This window comes from Metapseudomonas cellulosilytica (assembly GCF_049334135.1).
Lineage (GTDB): Bacteria > Pseudomonadota > Gammaproteobacteria > Pseudomonadales > Pseudomonadaceae > Metapseudomonas.
Window position 1 is genome coordinate 180298 of record NZ_JBHZGN010000011.1, and the last position, 22153, is coordinate 202450.

At 65.2% G+C, this 22153-nt stretch carries 18 protein-coding genes; 2 read left to right on the plus strand and 16 right to left on the minus strand.

Annotation, left to right across the window (positions count from 1 at the left end):
* Positions 1-44: 44 nt before the first annotated feature.
* Entirely contained in the window at positions 45-1694 is a 1650-nt protein-coding gene (gene cobJ, locus ACFW0H_RS16090; protein WP_422914890.1) for a precorrin-3B C(17)-methyltransferase, read from the plus strand.
* A 250-nt stretch (positions 1695-1944) separates the two neighbouring features.
* Here cobJ and ACFW0H_RS16095 read toward each other — a convergent pair whose 3' ends face one another.
* The 10 genes from ACFW0H_RS16095 to ACFW0H_RS16140 form a co-directional block, all read right to left on the minus strand.
* Complete coding sequence (locus ACFW0H_RS16095) at positions 1945-2883, minus strand: 2-hydroxyacid dehydrogenase (protein ID WP_422914891.1); 939 nt, start codon at positions 2881-2883, stop codon at positions 1945-1947.
* A 27-nt stretch (positions 2884-2910) separates the two neighbouring features.
* Positions 2911-4467 (minus strand): galactarate dehydratase, encoded by a 1557-nt coding sequence (gene garD / locus ACFW0H_RS16100; protein ID WP_422914892.1) that lies wholly within the window; start codon positions 4465-4467, stop codon positions 2911-2913.
* A 207-nt stretch (positions 4468-4674) separates the two neighbouring features.
* Complete coding sequence (gene gudD / locus ACFW0H_RS16105; protein ID WP_422914893.1) at positions 4675-6021, minus strand: glucarate dehydratase; 1347 nt, start codon at positions 6019-6021, stop codon at positions 4675-4677.
* A gap of 18 nt (positions 6022-6039) precedes the next feature.
* A complete protein-coding gene (locus tag ACFW0H_RS16110; protein WP_422914894.1) occupies positions 6040-7416 on the minus strand; it encodes an MFS transporter in 1377 nt (458 codons plus the stop codon).
* 89 nt (positions 7417-7505) lie between these two features.
* Positions 7506-8777 (minus strand): glucarate dehydratase family protein, encoded by a 1272-nt coding sequence (locus tag ACFW0H_RS16115; protein WP_422914895.1) that lies wholly within the window; start codon positions 8775-8777, stop codon positions 7506-7508.
* A gap of 78 nt (positions 8778-8855) precedes the next feature.
* Positions 8856-10298: an aldehyde dehydrogenase family protein gene (locus ACFW0H_RS16120; RefSeq protein WP_422914896.1), complete on the minus strand. Its 1443-nt coding sequence runs from the start codon at positions 10296-10298 to the stop codon at positions 8856-8858.
* A gap of 21 nt (positions 10299-10319) precedes the next feature.
* A complete protein-coding gene (kdgD, locus tag ACFW0H_RS16125) occupies positions 10320-11231 on the minus strand; it encodes a 5-dehydro-4-deoxyglucarate dehydratase (RefSeq protein WP_422914897.1) in 912 nt (303 codons plus the stop codon).
* Between the two features lie 464 nt (positions 11232-11695).
* Complete coding sequence (locus tag ACFW0H_RS16130; RefSeq protein ID WP_422914898.1) at positions 11696-12445, minus strand: FadR/GntR family transcriptional regulator; 750 nt, start codon at positions 12443-12445, stop codon at positions 11696-11698.
* Between the two features lie 149 nt (positions 12446-12594).
* Positions 12595-13080: a single-stranded DNA-binding protein gene (locus tag ACFW0H_RS16135; RefSeq protein WP_422914899.1), complete on the minus strand. Its 486-nt coding sequence runs from the start codon at positions 13078-13080 to the stop codon at positions 12595-12597.
* A gap of 9 nt (positions 13081-13089) precedes the next feature.
* Entirely contained in the window at positions 13090-14484 is a 1395-nt protein-coding gene (locus ACFW0H_RS16140; protein ID WP_422914900.1) for an MFS transporter, read from the minus strand.
* Between the two features lie 208 nt (positions 14485-14692).
* Here ACFW0H_RS16140 and uvrA point away from each other — a divergent pair, with 208 nt between their 5' ends.
* Positions 14693-17527 (plus strand): excinuclease ABC subunit UvrA, encoded by a 2835-nt coding sequence (uvrA, locus tag ACFW0H_RS16145; protein ID WP_422914901.1) that lies wholly within the window; start codon positions 14693-14695, stop codon positions 17525-17527.
* A gap of 70 nt (positions 17528-17597) precedes the next feature.
* Here the strand turns inward: uvrA and ACFW0H_RS16150 are convergent, their stop codons facing one another.
* The 6 genes from ACFW0H_RS16150 to rpsM form a co-directional block, all read right to left on the minus strand.
* Positions 17598-19043, minus strand: coding sequence for a catalase (locus ACFW0H_RS16150; protein WP_422914902.1), 1446 nt, complete (start codon positions 19041-19043; stop codon positions 17598-17600).
* 172 nt (positions 19044-19215) lie between these two features.
* Positions 19216-19605 carry a 50S ribosomal protein L17 gene (gene rplQ, locus ACFW0H_RS16155; RefSeq protein WP_004419938.1) on the minus strand — a complete coding sequence of 130 codons (390 nt, stop codon included), beginning with the start codon at positions 19603-19605 and terminating at the stop codon, positions 19216-19218.
* A 44-nt stretch (positions 19606-19649) separates the two neighbouring features.
* Positions 19650-20651 carry a DNA-directed RNA polymerase subunit alpha gene (locus ACFW0H_RS16160; protein ID WP_069081981.1) on the minus strand — a complete coding sequence of 334 codons (1002 nt, stop codon included), beginning with the start codon at positions 20649-20651 and terminating at the stop codon, positions 19650-19652.
* 22 nt (positions 20652-20673) lie between these two features.
* Positions 20674-21294 (minus strand): 30S ribosomal protein S4, encoded by a 621-nt coding sequence (gene rpsD / locus ACFW0H_RS16165; protein ID WP_377694842.1) that lies wholly within the window; start codon positions 21292-21294, stop codon positions 20674-20676.
* A 16-nt stretch (positions 21295-21310) separates the two neighbouring features.
* The gene (rpsK, locus tag ACFW0H_RS16170) at positions 21311-21700 is read right to left on the minus strand and encodes a 30S ribosomal protein S11 (protein WP_003093689.1); all 390 of its coding nucleotides are present in this window, start codon (positions 21698-21700) and stop codon (positions 21311-21313) included.
* A gap of 30 nt (positions 21701-21730) precedes the next feature.
* Positions 21731-22087, minus strand: a complete 357-nt coding sequence (gene rpsM, locus ACFW0H_RS16175) for a 30S ribosomal protein S13 (protein ID WP_003448758.1) — start codon at positions 22085-22087, stop codon at positions 21731-21733.
* Positions 22088-22153: the final 66 nt, after the last annotated feature.

Genomic DNA, 22153 nt, shown 5'->3' on the forward strand with positions numbered 1-22153 from the left:
TGACTCCCGGTGCGCACCGCGCACCCTACTTGGGGAATCCGACCATGCATAACGCCCCGGCCATCGTCCTGCTCGGCAATACCGGCCTGCCGGTCGCCAGACGCCTCCAGGGGCTTTATCCACAGGCACGCATCCTCGGCCTGGAACATCGGGTGGATGGCGCCGACCAGAGCTACGCCGAGTTCGGCGAAACCCTGCGCGAGCTGTACCGCAGCGACACTCCGATCATCGCCCTGTGCGCCGCTGGCATCGTTTTCCGCACCCTGGCGCCGGTGCTGGCGAGCAAGGGCGCCGAGCCGCCGGTGCTGGCCCTAGCCGAGGACGGCAGCGCCGTGGTGCCGCTGCTCGGCGGCCTGGGAGGTGTGAACCGCATGGCGCGGGAGATCGCCGCCCTGCTTGCGGTGACGCCAGCCATCACCACCAGCGGCGAACTGCGCTTCGGCACCTGCCTGCTGGACCCGCCGGCGGGCTATGCCCTGGCCGATATCGAGCAGGGCAAACGCTTTGTTTCCGATCTGCTGGGGGGCGAGGCCGTGCGTGTCGAGGGCGCCGCGCCCTGGCTGGATGACGCCCGCCTGCCGTTGGCGGATGAGGCACAGCGGGTAATCCACATCACCGCCGAGGCGCGTCCGGCCGAGCGCCATGAGCTGCTGATCCACCCGCGCGTGGCGGTGGCGCGAATCGACGGCGAGGCCGACGCCGAGGCGGTACGCCGGGCACTCTCCGCCGCAGGCCTGGCGCCCCTTTCCCTGGCCTGCCTGCTGGCCGATCGCGAGCGCATGGTTGATGTCGAGCTGGCTGCCATCGCCGCCGAACTCGCTGTGCCACTGCGTTTCGTCACCGATGAAGGCGCCCTGCCCCCCCTGCACCAGCAGGCGGAAGGCATCCGCCTCTATCGGGCTGATGCCCCCTTGGACCCGGCCCGGGTCGGCCAGCCGCGCGGGCGCCTCACCGTGGTCGGCCTCGGCCCCGGTGCCGCCGAGTTCATGGTGCCGGCCGGCCGCCAGGCACTGGACGAGGCCGAGGATCTGCTGGGCTATGAGACCTACATCCGCATGGCCGGCCCGCTGCGCCCCGACCAGGTGGCGCACTGCACCGACAACCGCGAGGAACTGCAACGGGCCCGCCACGCCTTCGAACTGGCGGCCAGCGGCCGCCGCGTGGTGGTGGTGTCCTCCGGCGACCCGGGGGTGTTCGCCATGGCCGCCGCCGTGCTCGAAGCATTGGACGAATCCCGCGATCCGCACTGGCTGCAGGTGGAGTTGCAGGTATTCCCCGGTGTCTCCGCCGCCCTGGCCACCGCAGCCAAGGCCGGCGCACCGCTGGGCCATGACTTCTGCCTGCTGTCGCTGTCGGACAACCTCAAGCCCTGGGAGGTGATCGAGAACCGCCTCGACCACGCCGCTGCCGCCGACCTGGCCATGGCCTTCTACAACCCCATTTCCAGGGCTCGCCCCTGGCAACTGGGCCGCGCCCTGGAGATAGTCGCCCGCCATCGCAAGCCGGAAACCGTGGTGGTGCTGGGCCGCGACATCGGCCGCCCGGCGGAAAAGCTGACCCTCACCACCCTGGGCGAGCTGACCCCGGAGCAAGTGGATATGCGCACCCTGGTGATCATCGGCTCGTCGCTGACCCGCCGGGTGCCCAAGGGGAACGGCGAGGATTGGGTCTACACACCGCGCTGGTATCGCTAGCGCTCTGGCTCTACCGTAGGTTGGCGCTGAGCGCAGCGAAGCCCAACGATCCGGGTCTCTCGGGACACCGTGACGTTGGGCTTCATTCTTCAGCCCAACCTACGGGCCCTCATAAAAAATCCTGCGCACTCGTGGTACGCCGTCACTGCGAGACTGCAATGCAATTTCGTGGGGGGAAGCGGCACCCCGCTTGTGGCGAGGCTCCGCATAGGGGACCGCGCGAGGCGGCCACCGCTATCGAAGGGGCGGGTCAGACCACCGGGGTCAGCACCTCGCCCTTGTCGAGGAAGGCCCGCAGGTTGGCGAACACCAGTTCCTCCATCTGCAGGCGGGTTTCCTCGGTGCCACTGCCGATATGCGGCGCCAGCACCACGTTGTCCAGCGCGAACAGCGCCTCCGGCACGCGCGGCTCGGCCTCGAACACGTCGAGACCGGCACCGCCCAGGCGGCCCTCCAGCAACGCCGCCACCAGCGCCTCTTCATCCACCACCGAGCCACGGGCGACGTTGATCAGGATGCCCTCCGGCCCCAGGGCGTCGAGCACCGGCGCCGAGATCAGGTGATGGGTGGCCGCGCCACCGGGGCAGGAGAGCACCAGGAAGTCGGCCCAGCGTGCCAGCGCCAGCAGGTCCGGCTCGAAGCCGTCGGGGATGGCGGCATCCGGACGGCGGTTGTGGTAGCGCACCTGCATGTCGAAGCCGCCGGCGCGGCGCGCCACGTCCTTGCCGATGCGGCCGAGGCCGACAATCCCCAGACGCTTGCCGCTGACCTTGCGCGCCAGCGGATAGTTGCCAGCCGGCCAGAGCCCTGCGCGGACGAAGCGGTCCGCCGCGCTGATACGCCGTGCGCAATCGATCACCAGGCCCATGGCCAGGTCGGCGACACAGTCGTTGAGCACGTCGGGGGTGTAGCTGACCTGGATGCCGCGCCGGCGCGCCTCATCCACCGCGATGGCGTCGTAGCCGACGCCGAAGCTGCAGATGGCCCGCAGGTTGGGCAGCAAATCGAGCTGCGCCCGGGTGCAACCGAAGCGCGCCGAAGTGACCAGGATGTCGAAGTCAGCGCCGTGCGCTTCAAGGAAGCGTACGGCATCGTCCTGCTGCCAGAGGGCGACAGCGCCGTGCTCGCCGGCCATGCGCTGGTTGAAGCGCGACGTCAGCGGGCCGATCTGGAGTGTCCTGGGTTGCATCCGATGTCTCCCTTCGTTGTCGATGCCTCAGGTTACCGGAGCCGGGTTGAACAGGGTCAGGTCGTTATGCAGCCGGTGCTTCTCGGCCCAGGTGCGCTCGCACCCGCTGGCCACGTCGAGGTAGTAGCGGAACAGCTCCCAGCCCATTTCCTCCAGGGTGATGCGCCCGGAGGTTATGCGCCCGGCGTCGACGTCGATCAGGTCGGGCCAGCGCTCGGCGAGCTGGGTGCGGGTGGAGACCTTGATCACCGGCACCATGGCCAGGCCGTAGGGCGTGCCGCGACCGGTGGTGAAGACGTGCAGGTTCATCCCCGCCGCCAGTTGCAGGGTGCCGCAGATGAAGTCGCTGGCCGGGGTGGCGCAGTACTGCAGGCCCTTGCCACGCACGCGCTCGCCGGGAGCGACCACGCCGGCGATGGCGCTGTTCCCGGACTTGGCGATGGAGCCCATGGCCTTCTCGACGATGTTGTTCAGCCCGCCCTTCTTGTTGCCGGGGGTGGTGTTGGCGCTGCGATCGGCCATGCCCCGGGCGAGGTAGCGGTCGTACCAGTCCATTTCCCGCACCAGCGCCTGGGCCACTTCGGGCGTCGCCGCGCGCGGGGTGAGCAGGTGGATACCGTCACGCACTTCGGTGTTCTCCGAGAACATCACGGTAGCGCCGGCGCGTACCAGCAGGTCGGCCGCCACGCCCAGAGCCGGGTTGGCGGTGACGCCGGAGAAGGCATCGCTGCCGCCGCACTGCATGCCCAGCACCAGCTCCGAGGCCGGGCAGGTTTCCCGGCGGCGCGCATCCAGCACCTTCAGGCGGTCTTCGATCATGCCCATGATCCGCTCCACCATGCCGGCGAAACCATTGGCTGAATCCTGCAGGCGGAACAGCCAGGCTTCCTCGTTCTGGCCGGCGGTGAGTTCGTCGCCGGGCATCAGTTGCTCGGCCTGCAACTTCTCGCAGCCGAGGCCGATCACCAGCGCCTGACCGCCCAGGTTGGGGTTGCGCGCGATGTTGTGCAGGGTGCGGATGGGGATCACCGCGTCCGGCGCGTTGATGGCCACGCCGCAGCCGTAGCTGTGGGTCAGGGCGATCACGTCATCGACGTTCGGGTACTTCGGCAGGATCTCCTTGCGCACCCGCTCGACGCAATGGTCCAGCACACCGGTGACGCACTGCACGGTGGTGGTGACGCCGAGGATGTTGCGGGTGCCGACGCTGCCGTCCGGGTTGCGGAATCCCTGGAAGGTGTAACCCGGAAGCTCCGCCATCGGCGGCGGCACGGCGGTGGCCATGGGCAGGTGGTCCAGCCCTGGCGCCTCGGGGATGCTCAGCAGCTCCTCGCGCACCCAGCTGCCACGGGGAATGTCCCGCAAGGCATGGCCGATGACGGTGCCATAGCGCAGCACGGCGCCGCCAGCGGGGATGTCGACGAGGGTGACCTTGTGGCTCTGGGGAATGGCTTCACGGGTGACCAGTCCATCGGGGAATCGGCCGCCTTCGGCCACGCCCTGCTCGTTGACGACGATGGCGACGTTGTCGTCGGGATGCAGCCGTACATGGCGCGGGGAGTCCTGGTGTTGGATCAACTGCATGGCTGACTCCGTTGTTGTTCTGGGTTGTGGCATCGGCGGTGGGCTGAAGCCCACCCTACGGCACTGACTTCATTTTGTTTTCGGGGTTTGGCCGTGGACGTCCGTAGGGTGGATCACGCTTCACCGATCCACCATCGGGGGCGGGATCGGCTCCGATGGCGGACATGAAGAGCGATGTCCACCCTACAGGGACACTGGCTCCTTGCTTTAGCGCACCAGGCACGGCCGCTTGTTGTTGAAGGTCCAGTTCGGCACCAGGTACTGCATGGCCACCGCATCGTCGCGGGCGCCCAGGCCCTTGGCCTTGTACAGCGCGTGGGCGCGGGCCAGTTCGTCCATGTCCAGTTCGACACCGAGGCCCGGCTTTTGTGGCACCGCGACCTTGCCACCGACGATGCGCAGCGGCTCCTTGGTCAGGCGCTGGCCGTCCTGCCAGATCCAGTGGGTGTCGATGGCGGTGATCTTGCCCGGCGCTGCCGCGGCCACATGGGTGAACATCGCCAGGGAGATGTCGAAGTGGTTGTTGGAGTGCGAGCCCCAGGTCAGACCCCAGTCGTTGCACATCTGCGCCACCCGCACCGAGCCCTGCATGGTCCAGAAGTGCGGGTCGGCCAGGGGAATGTCCACCGACTGCAGGGAGATGGCGTGGCCCATCTGCCGCCAGTCGGTGGCGATCATGTTGGTGGCAGTGGGCAGGCCGGTGGCGCGGCGGAACTCGGCCATCACCTCGCGGCCGGAATAGCCGTTCTCGGCGCCGCAAGGGTCCTCGGCGTAGGCCAGCACCTGGTGCTGGTCGCGGCACAGGGCGATGGCCTCTTTCAGGGACCAGGCGCCGTTGGGGTCGAGGGTGATGCGCGCCTCGGGGAAGCGTTCGGCCAGGGCAGTCACCGCCTCGATTTCCGCTTCGCCCTGCAGCACGCCGCCCTTGAGCTTGAAGTCGTTGAATCCGTAGCGGGCATGGGCGGCCTCGGCCAGGCGCACCACTGCCTCGGGGGTCAGCGCCTCTTCATTGCGCAGGCGGAACCAGGCATCGTCGGCCCCGGCCTCGCTGCGGTAGCCGAGATCGGTCCTGTTGCGGTCACCGACGTAGAACAGGTAGCCGAGCATCTCCACCTCGTCGCGCTGCTGGCCTTCGCCCAGCAGGGCCGCCACCGGCACTTCCAGGTGCTGGCCGAGCAGGTCGAGCAGGGCCGCCTCCAGGGCGGTGACGGCGTGGATGGCGATGCGCAGGTCGAAGGTCTGCAGGCCGCGGCCACCGGCGTCGCGGTCGGCGAAGGCCTGGCGCACCTGGTTGAGCAGGCGCTGGTAGTTGCCGATGGACTGGCCCACCAGCAGGCTGCGGGCGTCTTCCAGGGTCTGGCGAATGGCTTCGCCACCGGGCACTTCGCCGACGCCGACGTGGCCGGCGTTGTCCTTCAGGATCACCACGTTGCGGGTGAAGTACGGGCCGTGGGCGCCGCTCAAGTTGAGCAGCATGCTGTCCTGGCCGGCCACCGGCACGACGGTGAGCTCGGTGAGGCGCGGAGTGCTGCTGGGCAGTGGGTGCTGGGTCATCTTGCTGTCCTTCTCGGGTTAACGGACCGGGCTGGCGGCGGGTGCTTCGGAAGTGGCCGCCGCGGCGCCGGTTTCAGGCTTTACGCCCTTGAGTTCCACGCGCTTGATCTCGCCGACGATGAACAGGTAGCTGAAGGCGGCGAGGAAGGCATTGATGCCGACGAACACCAGGGCCCACTTGAAGGAGCCGGTGGCGGCGATGATGTAGCCAATGACGATCGGGGTGGTGATGGACGACAGGTTGCCGCAGGTGTTGAAGATGCCACCGGCGAGACCCGCGATCTGCTTGGGCGCGGTATCCGACATCACCGCCCAGCCGAGGGCACCGATGCCCTTGCCGAAGAAGGCCAGGGCCATGAAGCCCACCACCATCCAGTCGGCATCCACGTAGTTGCACAGGATCATGGTCATGGACAGCAGCATGCCGCTGACGATCGGGGTCTTGCGCGCCACGCTGAGGGAATGGCCGCGACGCAGCAGCCAGTCGGAGAGCACACCGCCGAGCACGCCGCCGACGAAGCCGCAAATGGCTGGCAGGGAGGCGATGATGCCGGCCTTGAGGATGGTCATGCCGCGCTCCTGCACCAGGTACACCGGGAACCAGGTGAGGAAGAAGTAGGTGAGCGCATTGATGCAGAACTGGCCCAGGTAGATGCCGGCCATCATGCGATTGCTCACCAGTTGTCTGATGTGCTCCCACTTCGGCCCGTTGCCCGGCAGACGACGGTTCTGGTCCATGTCCACCAGGGCGCCGTTGCTGGCCAGATGGTCGAGCTCGGCCTGGTTGATCAGCGGGTGTTCCTTGGGGTTGTAGATGAACTTCAGCCAGACCCCGGAGAACAGGATGCCGATGGTGCCCATGACGATGAACACGTGCTCCCAGCCCAGGCTGTGGACGATCCAGCCCATCAGTGGCGCGAAGATCACCGTGGCGAAATACTGCGCGGAGTTGAAGATGGCGGAAGCCGTGCCACGCTCGGCGGTGGGGAACCAGGCGGCGACTACGCGCGCGTTGCCGGGGAAGGACGGCGCCTCGGCGAAGCCCACCAGGAAACGCAGCAGGAACAGGGTCGCCACCGACCAGGCGATCGGCACCATATCGACGAAGCCCTGAAGGAGGGTGAACACCGACCAGGTGAAGATGCTGAAGGCGTAGACCCGCTTGGAGCCGAAGCGGTCCAGCAGCCAGCCGCCCGGAATCTGGCCGAGCACGTAGGCCCAGCCGAAGGCGGAGAAGATGTAGCCGAGCATGACGGCGTCGATGCCGAGCTCCTTCTGGATGGCGGAGCCGGCGATGGAAATGGTGGCGCGATCGGCGTAGTTGATCGTGGTCACCAGGAACAGCATGAGCAGGATCAGGTAACGCACACGGGTTTGCTTCAGTACTTCGCCCATGGTTCTTCTCTCTGAATTGTTCTTGTCGAAGAGCCCGCGCGGGTGACCGCGCGAGTGTCGTGGTGCATTCCGCAGGCAGCGGACGGGTTTCAGAACCTCGGCTTGGTGATTTTCCAGTCCGGGTCGTACTTGCGCATCTGCCGGGCGTCGTCGCGACTGCGGATTTCGATGGACAGGAACTGCTCATGAAGTTTGGCCAGTTGGTCCTGGTCCAGTTCCACGCCCAGGCCCGGCGCACGGGTGATGCTGACGCAGCCGCCCTGGATCGGCAGCTTGCCGCCCTTGATGACTTCCTCGTCCTCTTCCTGCCAGGGATAGTGGGTGTCGCAGGCGTAGGTGAGGTTGGGCACGGAGGCGGCCACGTGGGCCATGGCCATCAGGCTGATGCCCAGGTGTGAGTTGGAGTGCATCGACAGGCCGAGGCCGAAGGTGTCGCACATCCGCGCCAGTACCTGGGTGTCGCGCAGGCCGCCCCAGTAGTGGTGGTCGGCGAGGACGATCTGCACGCTGTTCAGGGCCACGCTGCGGCGGAATTCGTCGAAGTCGGTGACCACCATGTTGGTGGCCAGGGACAGGCCGGTACGCTCGTGCAGCTCGGCCATGCCTTCCAGGCCCGGGGTGGGGTCTTCGTAGTACTGCAGGTCATCGCCGAGCAGCTCGGCCATGCGCAGGGCGGTTTCCAGCGACCAGTTGCCATTGGGGTCAATGCGCAGCGGGTGGTTCGGGAAAGCCTTCTTCAGCGCCTTGATGCAGGCCACTTCATGTTCCGGCGCCAGCGCGCCGGCCTTCAGTTTGATGCTCTGGAAACCGTGGGCCTCGATCATCCGCGCGGCCTGGGCGACGATCTGCTCCTCGGAAAGGGCCTCGCCCCAGGAGTCCGGCGCGTAAGGTGCGTCGATGTGTTTGGCGTACTTGAAGAAGAGGTAGGCGCTGAAGGGCACCTCGGTGCGCACGGCACCGCCCAGCAGATCCACCAGCGGCATGTTCAGCGAACGCGCCTGCAGGTCGAGGAAGGCCACTTCGAAGGCGGAATAGGCGTTGGCCACCTGCTTGCTGGGGTGGGAGCCGGGGGCCAGCTCGGCGCCCGCCTTGGCCGGTCCGAGGCGGGCCACGGTCTGCTTGACGCGGGCGCGCAGGCCGTTGAGGTCGAAGGCGTCCAGGCCGACCAGGCTGTCCTGCATGGCCTGCAGCACTGCCAGGACCGGGGCATCGCCATAGCTCTCGCCGAGGCCAATGTAACCGTTGTCGCTCTCCACTTCGATGATCGAGCGCAGCGCGAAGGGCTCGTGGATACCGCTGGCATTGAGCAGCGGCGCATCGCGAAAGGCGATGGGGGTGACTCTGACTCGTTTGATCTTCACGACCAATTCCTACCTGTGCTTGTTGTTGTACCGGTAGTCCCTGATGGAGTACGGGGGCGTGCCCTGCCCCCGCCTGGATCAGCCCGCGATGTAGGTGGTTTTCACCGTGGTGTAGAACTCCTGGGCGTAGCGGCCCTGCTCGCGAGGCCCGTAGGACGAGCCTTTGCGACCGCCGAACGGCACGTGGTAATCCACCCCGGCAGTGGGCAGGTTGACCATGACCATCCCGGCCTGGGCGTGACGCTTGAAGTGGTTGGCGTACTTGAGCGAAGTGGTGGCGATACCGGCGGACAGGCCGAACTCGGTGTCGTTGGCCAGCGCCAGCGCCTCGTCGTAGCCGGCGACGCGAATGACGTTGGCCACCGGGCCGAAGATCTCCTCGCGGCTGATGCGCATCCCTTCGTGGCTGTCGGCGAACAACGCCGGGGCGAGGAAGTAGCCGTCGGTGTCACAGCGCACCCGCTCGCCACCGGCCACCAGGCGCGCGCCTTCGTCGCGGCCGATGTCGATGTAGCGCAGGTCCTGCTCCAGTTGCGCCTGGGACACCACCGGACCGATGTCGATACCGTTGCCCAGGGCATGGCCGACGCGGATGCCACGCATGCGTTCAGCCATGGCCTCGACGAAGCGGTCGTGGATGCCGGCGGTGACGATCAGGCGGCTGCTGGCGGTGCAGCGCTGGCCGGTGGAATAGAAGGCGCTCTGCACGGCGAGCTCGACCGCGACCTTGAGGTCGGCGTCATCCAGGATCACCTGCGGGTTCTTGCCGCCCATCTCCAGTTGCACCTTGGCGCCACGGGCGACGCAGGCGGCGGCGATGCTGCGGCCGACGCCCACCGAACCGGTGAAGCTGATGCCGTCGACTCGGGCGTCATTGACCATGGCCTCGCCAACGACGCGGCCACTGCCCATCACCAGGTTGAACACCCCGGCCGGGAAGCCGGCGCGGGAAATGATCTCGGCCAGGGCCCAGGCACTGCCCGGCACCAGGTCGGCGGGCTTGAACACCACGCAGTTCCCGTAGGCGAGCGCCGGGGCGATCTTCCAGGCCGGGATGGCGATGGGGAAGTTCCACGGGGTGATCAGGCCGATCACGCCCAGGGGTTCGCGGGTGACCTCCACCGACACGCCGGGGCGTACCGAGGGCAGCACCTCGCCGGCCAGGCGCAGGCACTCGCCGGCGAAGAACTTGAAGATATTGCCGGCGCGGCTCACCTCGCCAATGGCCTCGGGCAGGGTCTTGCCCTCTTCCCGCGCCAGCAGGGTGCCCAGTTCCTCGCGGCGGGCGAGGATCTCGCTGCCCACCTTGTCCAGGGCGTCGGCGCGGGCCTGGATGCCGGAAACCGACCAGGCCGGGAAGGCCGCGCGTGCGGCCTCTATGGCCTGGGCCACCTGGGCGGCGTCGGCCTGGGCGTACTCGCCCAGGCAATCGGTGAGGTCGGAGGGGTTGATATTGCGCGACCAGCCGTTGCCGGCCACCCATTCCCCGCCGATGTAGTTGTCGTAGCGCTTGTCAGTCACGAGCCATCTCCTGGTTGCGGATCACTGCGCGCCCTGGGCGTCGATCAGCGCGGCGAGACGCTCGTACTCGTCCGGCAGCAGGTCGGTCAACGGTGCGCGGACCGGGCCGGCGTCATGGCCGACGATACGGGCACCGGCTTTCACGATGCTGACGGCGTAGCCGGCGCGGCGATTGCGGATGTCCAGGTAGGGCAGGAAGAAGTCGTCGATCAGCTTGCCGACGGTGGCGTGGTCGTCGGCGGCGACGGCCTTGTAGAAGTCCATGGCGGTCTTCGGGATGAAGTTGAACACCGCGGAGGAATAGACCGGCACGCCCAGGGCCTTGTAGGCCGCGGCATAGACCTCGGCGGTGGGCAGGCCGCCCAGGTAGCTGAAGCGCTCGCCGAGGCGGCGGCGGATGGACACCATCAGCTCGATGTCACCCAGGCCGTCCTTGTAGCCGATCAGGTTCGGGCAGCGCTCGGCCAGTTGCTCCAGCAGCGCCGGGGTCAGGCGGCAGACGTTGCGGTTGTAGACCACCACGCCGATGTTCACCGACTTGCACACCTGCTCCACGTGGGCGGCCACGCCTTCCTGGCTGGCTTCGGTGAGGTAGTGCGGCAGCAGCAGCAGGCCTTTGGCGCCAAGGCGCTCCGCCTGCTGGGCGTACTGGATGGCCTGGCGGGTCGGGCCACCGACACCGGCGAGGATCGGTACGCTGCCGGCGCAGGTGTCGACGGCGGTCTTGATGATGGAGGAGTACTCGTCCGGCGCCAGGGAGAAGAATTCACCGGTACCGCCCGCGGCGAAAAGCGCCGAGGCACCGTAGGGAGCCAGCCATTCCAGGCGACGGGCGTAGCTCGCGGCATTGAAGTTGCCGGCGGCGTCGAAGTCGGTGACGGGGAAGGACAGCAGCCCGGAGGAGAGGATGGACTTGAGTTCTTGTGGATTCATTATTCGAGCACCCTGCGAAGCGGTTTGAATTGAGCCGGCGTTAATCGGCTTGAGAGATACGTTATCGTACAACTAAAAAGACTGCCAACCACCGTTCATCCTCTTGTGCGCTCATCGCCCGCTATCGGAGCATGCTGCGCCCTACCCGCCCCCATGCGCCGGAAACGCTCCACACCTGGGTCTAACGCCCTTGTACAGGGGGCTTTGGATGAATCGACGACTACGCGTTGACCTTCATGCGGGCCGTGGTCTTGCAACCGGCCGGCATGGAAGCCGCCCACGCGACAATCCAAATCAGTTGTACGACAACATATAACATGAGGTGTTGTAGGACAACTCCCCCAACGGAAAAAGAATTCCCACCCCGCTAGCTGGAACGTGGACCGTAGGAGGCGTATGCGTTGTGTTCTGCCGGGAAACGAAAAGGGCCGCTGGATGCGGCCCTTGTCCTGCGCTGATCGACCTCAGCCCTGCCGGGCCTTCTCGGCCTCTTCATGAGCCTGGCGCAGGCGCTCGCGGCTGTTGGTCAGGTGCAGGCGCATGGCCGCCCGGGCCGCGTCGCTGTCCTGGCGGGCGATGGCCTCATAGATATCCTCGTGCTCACGGCTCAGGCGCGCGAGGTAATGCTCCCGATCGTCGTGGGCGATGCGTGCCGAATTGAGCCGGGTGCGCGGAATGATGCTGGTGCCCAGGTGGGTCATGATGTCGACGAAGTAGCGGTTGCCGGTGGCCAGGGCGATCTGCAGGTGAAACTGGAAGTCCGAGGCCACCGCGTCGGTGCCGTGGGCGGCGCTGAGGAAAGTGTCCAGCGCCTCGCGCATGGCGGCCAGCTGCTCCGGCGTACGGCGCTGGGCGGCCAGGCCAGCGGACTCCACTTCGAGGCTGATGCGCAATTCGAGGATAGCCATCACGTCACGCAAGGTGACGATGGTCGCCGGGTCGATGCGAAAGCCGCTGGGGCTCGGCGTATCCAGCACGAAGGTGCCGATGCCGTGGCGGGTCTCCACCAGGCCCGCCGCCTGCAGCCGCGAGATCGCCTCACGCACCACGGTGCGGCTCACGCCCTGCGCTTCCATGATGGCGGATTCGGTAGGCAGCTTCTCGCCGCGCTTGATCACACCACTCTGGATCTGCTGGGAAAGCTCGGTCACCAGTTCCTGCGCCAGGCTGCGATGCTTGCGGCGCGGGCGCGGCTGGGTGCTTGGGTTGTCCATTGCGAAGGTCGGTCCCGATGGAAACTGAGGGCTCATCATAGCCCAGCAAGTTGTACGATGACACTCATCCCCTTTCCCTGGTCGGTGGCAGAAAAAAAGGCGCAGCCCGGGGGCTGCGCCTTTGTCTTCACGCCTGGGCGATTCGACTCCTAGAACGGAATGTCGTCGTCGAAGCTGTCGTAGTCCGGAGCCGGCTGGGCAGCGGGCTGCGGAGCCGGACGCTGCTGCGGAGCGGACTGCTGCGGCTCGCGCTGCGGACGCGGAGCACGCGGGGCGTCGCCTTCGCTGCCGGGACGGCCGCCGAGCAGCTGCATGTTGCCGTTGATGTCGACCACGATCTCGGTGGTGTAGCGCTTCACGCCGTCCTTTTCCCATTCGCGGGTGCGCAGGGAACCTTCGACGTAGACTTGCGAGCCCTTGCGCAGGTATTCACCGGCGATTTCGGCGAGGCGGCCGAAGAACACCACGCGGTGCCATTCGGTACGCTCCTGCTGCTGGCCGGTCTGCTTGTCCTTCCAGGACTCGCTGGTGGCCAGGGTGATGTTGGTCACCGCGTTGCCGTTGGGCAGATAGCGGGTTTCCGGATCACCACCGACGTTACCAACCAGAATGACTTTGTTAACCCCACGGGCCATGACGTTCTCCTAGGCTTCAGCACGTTCCGGGGCCGATTCGATCAGGCGCTCCAGGGACGTGCGGTCCAGTTTTTCAGAATCCACTTTGATGTAGATGGCCGCCTCTTCGGCCACCACGACGGCATCTGCCACTCCGGGCACTGCCAGCAAACGCGCAACCAGCCCGGTATCGGCCACAGCCGCTGCGCTGAGCGGAAGGCGCAGGCTGGTTACGTACGGAGGTTCACGCATAGTAACAGCAATGACCAACCAAATCGCACAGAGCGCCGCACAACCGACGAACACCGTCGACAGGCCACCGTGCTGGAACAACCAGCCGCCGAGGATGCCACCGAGCGCCGCACCGAGGAACTGGCTGGTTGAATAGACGCCCATGGCCGTGCCCTTGCCGCCGGCCGGGGCCACCTTGCTGATCAGCGACGGCAGCGAGGCCTCCAGCAGGTTGAAGGCGGTGAAGTAAACGATGGTGCCGAATACCAGTGCCCGCAGGCTGTTGCCGAACTGCCAGAAGAACAGTTCGCAAGCACAGAGCAAGGCAACGGCGCCAACCAGCACACGCTTCATCTGGCGCTTCTTCTCGCCATAAATGATGAAGGGAACCATGCCGAAGAAGCCCACCAGCAGCGCGGTGAGGTACACCCACCAGTGCTCCTCCTTGGGCAGACCGGCCTTTTCCACCAGCGCCAGCGGCAGGGCGACGAAGCTGGCCATGAGGATGGCGTGCAGGGCAAGGATGCCGAAATCCAGGCGCAGCAAGTCAGGGTGCTTCAGGGTCGGCAGCAGCGCCTGGCGCGCCACCTCGGATTCGCGATGATGAAGCGGATGTGCCGCGCGCGGGACCATGGTGGCGATGATCAGCATGCCCACCAGGGCCATGCCGGCGGTGGCCCAGAACAGACCGGACAGGCCGAAGGCGCGGGTCAGCAGCGGGCCGACCACCATGGCCACGGCGAAGGACACGCCGATGCTCATGCCGATCATGGCCATGGCCTTGGTGCGGTGCTGCTCACGGGTCAGGTCGGAAAGCAGCGCCATCACGGCTGCGGAGATAGCCCCGGCGCCCTGCAGCACCCGCCCGGCGATCACGCCCCAGATGGAATCGGCATTGGCCGCCAGGGCGGCGCCAGCGGCGAAGATCAGCAGGCCGATGTAAATCACCGGCAAGCGGCCGATACGGTCGGAAATGATGCCGAAGGGAATCTGCAACACCGCCTGGGTCAGGCCGTAGGCGCCAATGGCCAGCCCGATCAAGGCCGGGGTGGCGCCGGAAAGGTCCTGACCGTAGGTGGCCAGCACCGGCAATACCATGAACATGCCGAGCATGCGGAAAGCGAACACCAGGGCCAGGCCGCTGGCAGCTCGCGTTTCGCTACCGCTCATGCGTTCAGCGTGGGAATCGTGCATAGGTGCCTCAAGGGGAATCGATCGGGGCCTGCGTCATGCGCCCCTGTCTGGCTGGCCACCCGCTCCTGGGTGCCCGGCTGCTGCCGGAGCCCGAAAAATGCCGCGCATTCTAGCAGTCCCGACCCTGTGCGGCACAGCCGTGACGCTTTGCCGCGTGCGCCGGGCGGACCGTATAATCGCGGGTTTCCGCCCGCCAAGTGAGGCCGTTGTGGACAAGATCCTGATCCGTGGGGCACGCACCCACAACCTGAAGAACGTCGACCTCACCCTGCCCCGCGACAAGCTGATCGTGATCACCGGGCTGTCCGGTTCAGGCAAGTCGTCGCTGGCCTTCGACACCCTCTACGCCGAGGGTCAGCGTCGCTACGTGGAGTCGCTGTCGGCCTACGCCCGGCAATTCCTGTCGATGATGGAAAAACCCGACGTGGATACCATCGAGGGTCTGTCCCCCGCGATTTCCATCGAACAGAAGTCCACCTCCCACAACCCGCGCTCCACCGTCGGCACCATCACCGAGATCTACGACTACCTGCGCCTGCTCTATGCCCGCGTCGGTACGCCGCGCTGCCCGGACCACGACGTGCCGCTGGAGGCCCAGACCGTCAGCCAGATGGTTGACCAGGTCCTGGCGCTGCCCGAGGGCCGCAAGCTGATGCTGCTGGCCCCGGTGGTGCGCGAGCGCAAGGGTGAGCACCTGGCCGTGTTCGAGGAGCTGCGCGCCCAGGGCTTCGTCCGTGCACGGGTGGACGGCAAGCTCTACGAGCTGGACGAACTGCCCAAGCTGGACAAGCAGAAGAAGCACAGCATCGACGTGGTGGTGGACCGCTTCAAGGTCCGCGGCGACCTGCAGCAACGCCTGGCGGAATCCTTCGAGACGGCCATCAACCTGGCCGACGGCATCGCCCTGGTGGCCCCCATGGATGACGAGGAAGGCGAGGAGATCATCTTCTCCGCGCGCTTCGCCTGCCCCCATTGCGGCCACTCCATCAGCGAGCTGGAACCCAAGCTGTTCTCCTTCAACAACCCCGCCGGCGCCTGCCCCACCTGCGACGGCCTGGGGGTGAAGCAGTTCTTCGACGCCAGGCGTCTGGTCAACGGCGAGCTGACTCTGGCCGAGGGCGCCATCCGTGGCTGGGATCGACGCAACGTCTACTACTTCCAGATGCTCGGCTCCCTGGCGGCACACTACGGCTTCGACCTGGAGAGGCCGTTCGACGAGCTATCCGCCGAGGACCAGAAGGTGATTCTCTTCGGTAGCGGCCGCGAAAACGTCGACTTCCGCTACCTCAACGACCGTGGCGACATCGTCAAGCGCTCCCACCCCTTCGAGGGGATCATCCCCAACCTGGAGCGGCGCTACCGGGAAACCGAATCGGCTACGGTGCGCGAGGAGCTGGCCAAGTTCCTCAGCACCCAGCCCTGCCCCGACTGCCGCGGCACCCGCTTGCGCCGCGAGGCGCGTCACGTCTGGGTGGGCAACAAGACGCTGCCGGCGGTCACCGGCCTGCCGGTGGGTGATGCCGCCGAGTATTTCGGCAGCCTGAGCCTGACCGGCCGGCGCGGCGAGATCGCCGAGAAGATCCTCAAGGAAATTCGCGAGCGCCTGCAATTCCTGGTCAACGTCGGCCTCGACTACCTGACCCTGGACCGCAGCGCCGACACCCTCTCCGGCGGCGAGGCCCAGCGCATCCGCCTGGCGAGCCAGATCGGCGCCGGCCTGGTGGGCGTGATGTACATCCTTGACGAGCCCTCCATCGGCCTGCATCAGCGGGACAACGAGCGCCTCCTGGCTACCCTTACCCACCTGCGCAACCTGGGCAACACGGTGATCGTGGTCGAGCACGACGAGGACGCCATCCGCCTCGCCGACTATGTGGTGGACATCGGCCCCGGCGCCGGCGTGCACGGCGGTCAGATCGTCGCCGAGGGCACCCCGGGTGAGGTCATGGCGCACCCCCACTCGCTCACCGGCAAGTACCTCTCCGGCCGCGTGAAGATCGAAGTGCCGGCTCAGCGCACCCCAAGGGACAAGAAGAAATCACTGAAACTCAAGGGCGCCAGCGGCAACAACCTGCAGCAGGTGAACCTCGAAATTCCGGTGGGCCTGCTGACTTGCGTCACCGGCGTTTCCGGTTCAGGAAAGTCCACCCTGATCAACAACACCCTGTTCCCCATCACCGCCACTGCGCTCAATGGTGCCACCTCGCTGGAGGCCGCGGCCCACGACAGCTTCGACGGCCTGCAGCACCTGGACAAGGTGGTGGACATCGACCAGAGCCCGATCGGCCGCACCCCTCGCTCCAACCCGGCGACCTACACCGGCCTGTTCACGCCGATCCGCGAGCTGTTCTCGGGCGTGCCGGAATCCCGCTCCCGCGGCTATGGTCCGGGGCGCTTCTCCTTCAACGTCAAGGGCGGTCGCTGCGAGGCCTGCCAGGGCGATGGCGTGATCAAGGTAGAAATGCACTTCCTGCCGGACATCTACGTCCCCTGCGACGTCTGCAAGGGCAAACGCTACAACCGCGAGACCCTGGAGATCCGCTACAAGGGCAAGAGCATCCACGAAGTGCTGGAGATGACCATCGAAGAAGCCCGCGAATTCTTCGACGCAGTGCCAGCCATCGCCCGCAAGCTGCAGACCCTGATCGACGTCGGCCTCTCCTATATCCGCCTGGGCCAGTCGGCCACCACCCTCTCGGGTGGCGAGGCGCAGCGGGTGAAGCTGTCCCGCGAGCTGTCCAAGCGCGATACCGGCAAGACCCTGTACATCCTCGACGAGCCCACCACCGGCCTGCATTTCGCGGATATCCAGCAACTGCTGGACGTGCTGCACCGCTTGCGCGACCACGGCAACACGGTCGTGGTGATCGAGCACAACCTGGATGTGATCAAGACCGCCGACTGGCTGGTGGACCTGGGGCCGGAAGGCGGCTCCAAGGGAGGCCAGATCATCGCTACCGGTACCCCTGAGGATGTGGCGGAGATGCCGCAGTCCCACACAGGGCGCTTCCTCAAACCTCTGCTGGAGCGCGATCGGGCCTGATCCTGACGGCGCAGCAAAGAAAAAGGCCGGGCATCACTGCCCGGTCTTTTCGCTTTCGCGGGAACGACTCTTACCTGGCGGCCTTCAGCGCAGCACGGACGCCATTGCCGTAGTCGGGGTGCACCTTGTCGAAGTGCGCCAGCTGCCGGTCGATGATGAATTGCGGCACCCCCGCCATGGACGCGGCGATGTTGCCGAAAAGGCGCTGCTTCTGGCCCTCATCGAACAGCTGGAACAGGGAGCGCGGCTGGCTGTAGTCGTCGTTACCGTCGCGATGGTCGTAGCGATCGGCAGCCCCGTCGATAGCCAGCGGCGGCTCCGCGTACTCCGCCGACTGGGCCGGTCCACTGAAGGAGTTCGGCTCGTAGTAGGCGTCCGGATTCGGGTTGTTGGCGAAGAAACGCATCGCGCCATCCTTGTGGTAGTGATGTACCGGACTTTTCGGTGCGTTCACCGGCAACGCCTCGTAGTGCGTACCCAGGCGGTAGCGATGGGCGTCGGCGTAGCTGAATATGCGGGCCTGCAGCATCTTGTCCGGCGAGTGGCCGATGCCGGGTACGACATTGGATGGCGAGAAGGCGGCCTGCTCGATTTCAGCGAAATAATTCTCCGGGTTGCGATTCAGCTCCAGGATACCCACCTCGATCAGCGGGAACTCGCCATGGGGCCAGACCTTGGTCAGATCGAACGGGTTGTAGCGGGTCTTGAGCGCCTGCTCCTCCGTCATTACCTGCACGCAGAACCGCCACTTCGGAACCTCACCCCGATCGATGCTGTAGAACAGGTCTTCCTGGGTAGATTCGCGGCTGCGACCGACCACCTTGGAGGCTTCGTCGTTGCTCCAGTGCTTGTGCCCCTGCAACGTCTTGAAATGGAACTTGACCCAGAAGCGCTGGTTAGCCGCATTGATGAAGCTGTAGGTGTGCGAGCCGTAACCGTTGATGTGGCGCACATCGGTGGGCAGACCTCGGTCGGACATCAGTATGGTGACCTGGTGCAGGCTTTCCGGCGACATCGACCAGAAGTCCCAGGCGGCGGTGGCTGAGCGCAGGTTGGTCTTCGGATGGCGCTTCTGGGTATGGATGAAGTCGGGGAACTTCAGCGGGTCGCGGACGAAGAACACGGGGGTGTTGTTGCCCACCATGTCCCAGTTGCCTTGTTCGGTGTAGAACTTCAACGCGAAACCACGGACGTCACGCTCGGCGTCGGCAGCACCCAGTTCACCGGCTACCGTGGAGAAGCGTGCCAGAACCTCGGTCTTCTTGCCGATCTCGGAAAAGATGGCGGCCTTGCTGTACTGGCTGATGTCATTGGTAACGGTCAGTGTGCCGTACGCGCCCCAACCTTTGGCATGCACGACGCGCTCCGGAATCCGCTCACGGTTCTGGTGCGCCAATTTCTCGATCAGGTGATAGTCCTGCAGCAACAGCGGACCGCGCGAGCCGGCGCTGAGGGAGTTCTGGTTGTCAGCAACCGGGTTGCCGCCAGTGGTGGTAAGGGTGGGCTTCTGGCTCATGCTCGATCTCCTATCTTTGGCCTTAATGACTCCGGGATGTCCGGACAGGAGGAGTATCGATTCAGCAGGATGAAAGATCCAATTTATTAGCCGCAATACACCAATAGAACTTTCCTAAAATGCTGACATAAAAAAACCGGGCACAAGGCCCGGTTCTTCAGCAACGACCGACTTACTCGGCAGCAGCTTCGACTTCACCAGCGACCGGACGGTCAACCAGCTCGACGTAAGCCATGGGAGCGTTGTCGCCAGCGCGGAAACCGCACTTCAGGATGCGCAGGTAGCCGCCCTGACGGTTGGCGTAGCGCTTGCCCAGGTCGTTGAACAGCTTGCCTACGGCAGCTTTCGAACGGGTGCGGTCGAAAGCCAGACGACGGTTGGCGACGCTGTCTTCCTTGGCCAGGGTGATCAGCGGCTCGGCAACGCGACGCAGTTCCTTGGCCTTGGGCAGGGTGGTTTTGATCAGTTCGTGCTCGAACAGCGACACCGCCATGTTTTGGAACATGGCCTTGCGGTGTGCGCTGGTGCGGCTCAGGTGACGGCCACTTTTACGATGACGCATGGTTCAATTCCTTACCAAACTTGTACGTTCGGTGATTACGACGATCAGGCAGTCGCCTTGTCGTCCTTCTTGAGACTTGCCGGCGGCCAGTTGTCGAGGCGCATACCGAGGGACAGACCACGGGAGGCCAGGACGTCCTTGATCTCGGTCAGGGACTTCTTGCCCAGGTTCGGAGTCTTCAACAGCTCTACTTCGGTACGCTGAATCAGGTCGCCGATGTAGTAGATGTTCTCCGCCTTCAGGCAGTTGGCCGAACGTACGGTCAGCTCGAGGTCATCAACCGGACGAAGGAGGATCGGATCGATCTCGTCTTCCTGCTCGACCACTACCGGCTCGCTGTCGCCTTTCAGGTCGACGAACGCAGCCAGCTGGTGTTGCAGGATGGTAGCGGCACGACGGATGGCCTCTTCAGGGTCCAGGGTGCCGTTGGTTTCCAGATCGATGACCAGCTTGTCCAGGTTGGTGCGCTGCTCCACACGGGCGTTTTCAACCACGTAGGCAACACGACGGACGGGGCTGAACGAGGCGTCGAGCTGCAGACGACCAATGCTGCGGCTCTCGTCTTCGTCGCTCTGGCGCGCATCGGCGGGCTCATAGCCACGACCGCGGGACACCTTGAGCTTCATGTTCAGGACGCCGTTATCCGCCAGGTTGGCGATCACGTGGTCGCCGTTGACGATTTCGACATCATGATCCAGCTGAATATCGGCAGCAGTGACCACGCCCGAACCCTTCTTGGAGAGGCTCAGCGTTACTTCGTCACGGCCGTGCAGCTTGATGGCCAGGCCTTTCAGGTTGAGCAGGATTTCGATGACGTCTTCCTGGACACCTTCGATGGCGCTGTACTCGTGGAGTACGCCGTCGATTTCGGCCTCGACTACTGCACAGCCAGGCATGGAGGACAACAGGATGCGACGCAGCGCGTTGCCCAGGGTATGGCCGAAACCACGCTCGAGAGGCTCGAGCGTGATCTTGGCGCGGGTCGGACTGACCACCTGCACATCGATGTGGCGGGGGGTCAGGAACTCATTTACCGAACTCTGCATGGATGCACCTATTTTCTAGCCCTTACTTGGAGTAGAGCTCGACAATCAGGTTTTCGTTGATGTCGGCGGACAGGTCGCTGCGAGCCGGCACGCTCTTGAACACGCCGGACTTCTTCTCTGCGTCCACTTCAACCCACTCCACACGGCCGCGCTGGCCGCACAGTTCGAGGGCTTGGGCGATACGCAGTTGGTTCTTCGACTTCTCGCGAACGGCAACGACGTCACCAGCTTTAACCTGGTAGGACGGAACGTTCACGGTCTGGCCGTTCACGCTGATGGCCTTGTGGGAAACCAGCTGACGGGACTCGGAACGGGTAGCGCCGAAGCCCATGCGGTACACGACGTTGTCCAGGCGGCACTCGAGGAGTTGCAGCAGGTTTTCGCCGGTAGCGCCTTTACGGGCAGCAGCTTCTTTGTAGTAGTTGCCGAACTGACGCTCCAGAACACCGTAGATGCGGCGCACTTTCTGCTTTTCACGCAGCTGGGTGCCGTAGTCGGACAGGCGGCCACGACGGGCACCATGCTGACCAGGAGCGGATTCGATGTTGCACTTGGATTCGAGCGCGCGAGCACCACTCTTCAGGAAGAGGTCGGTACCTTCACGACGGGACAGTTTGCACTTGGGACCAATGTAACGAGCCATTTCTCACTGTCTCCTTTTACACGCGACGCTTCTTCGGCGGACGGCATCCGTTATGCGGGATGGGCGTCACGTCGGTGATGCTGGCGATCTTGTAGCCGCAGGCGTTCAGTGCACGCACAGCGGATTCGCGACCCGGACCCGGGCCCTTGACGTTCACGTCGAGGTTCTTCAGGCCGTACTCCAGAGCTGCCTGACCGGCACGCTCGGCTGCAACCTGGGCAGCGAACGGAGTGCTCTTACGGGAGCCGCGGAAACCGGAACCACCGGAGGTCGCCCAGGACAGTGCATTGCCCTGACGATCAGTGATGGTGACGATGGTGTTGTTGAAAGAAGCGTGGATATGGGCGATCCCATCCACCACTGTCTTTTTGACTTTCTTACGAGGACGAGCAGCAGGCTTAGCCATGACTTAATTCCTGTCGATTCGCGGGCGCAATTACTTGCGGATCGGCTTACGCGGGCCCTTGCGGGTACGCGCGTTGGTCTTGGTACGCTGGCCATGAACAGGCAGGCCGCGACGGTGACGCAGACCGCGGTAGCAGCCCAGGTCCATCAGACGCTTGATGTTCATGTTGATTTCGCGACGCAGATCACCTTCGGTGGTGAGCTTCGCGACTTCGCCACGCAGCTGTTCGATCTGCTCGTCAGAGAGATCCTTGATCTTTGCCGCCGGGTTTACGCCGGTGACAGCGCAGATTTTCTGCGCAGTGGTGCGACCAACACCGTAGATGTAGGTCAGCGAGATAACAGTGTGCTTGTTATCTGGAATGTTGACGCCTGCAATACGGGCCATTCAGTGAAACTCCAGTTGACAGCTACCTACGCCCCGGAAGCCAAGAAAAGGGCGCGAGATATTAGC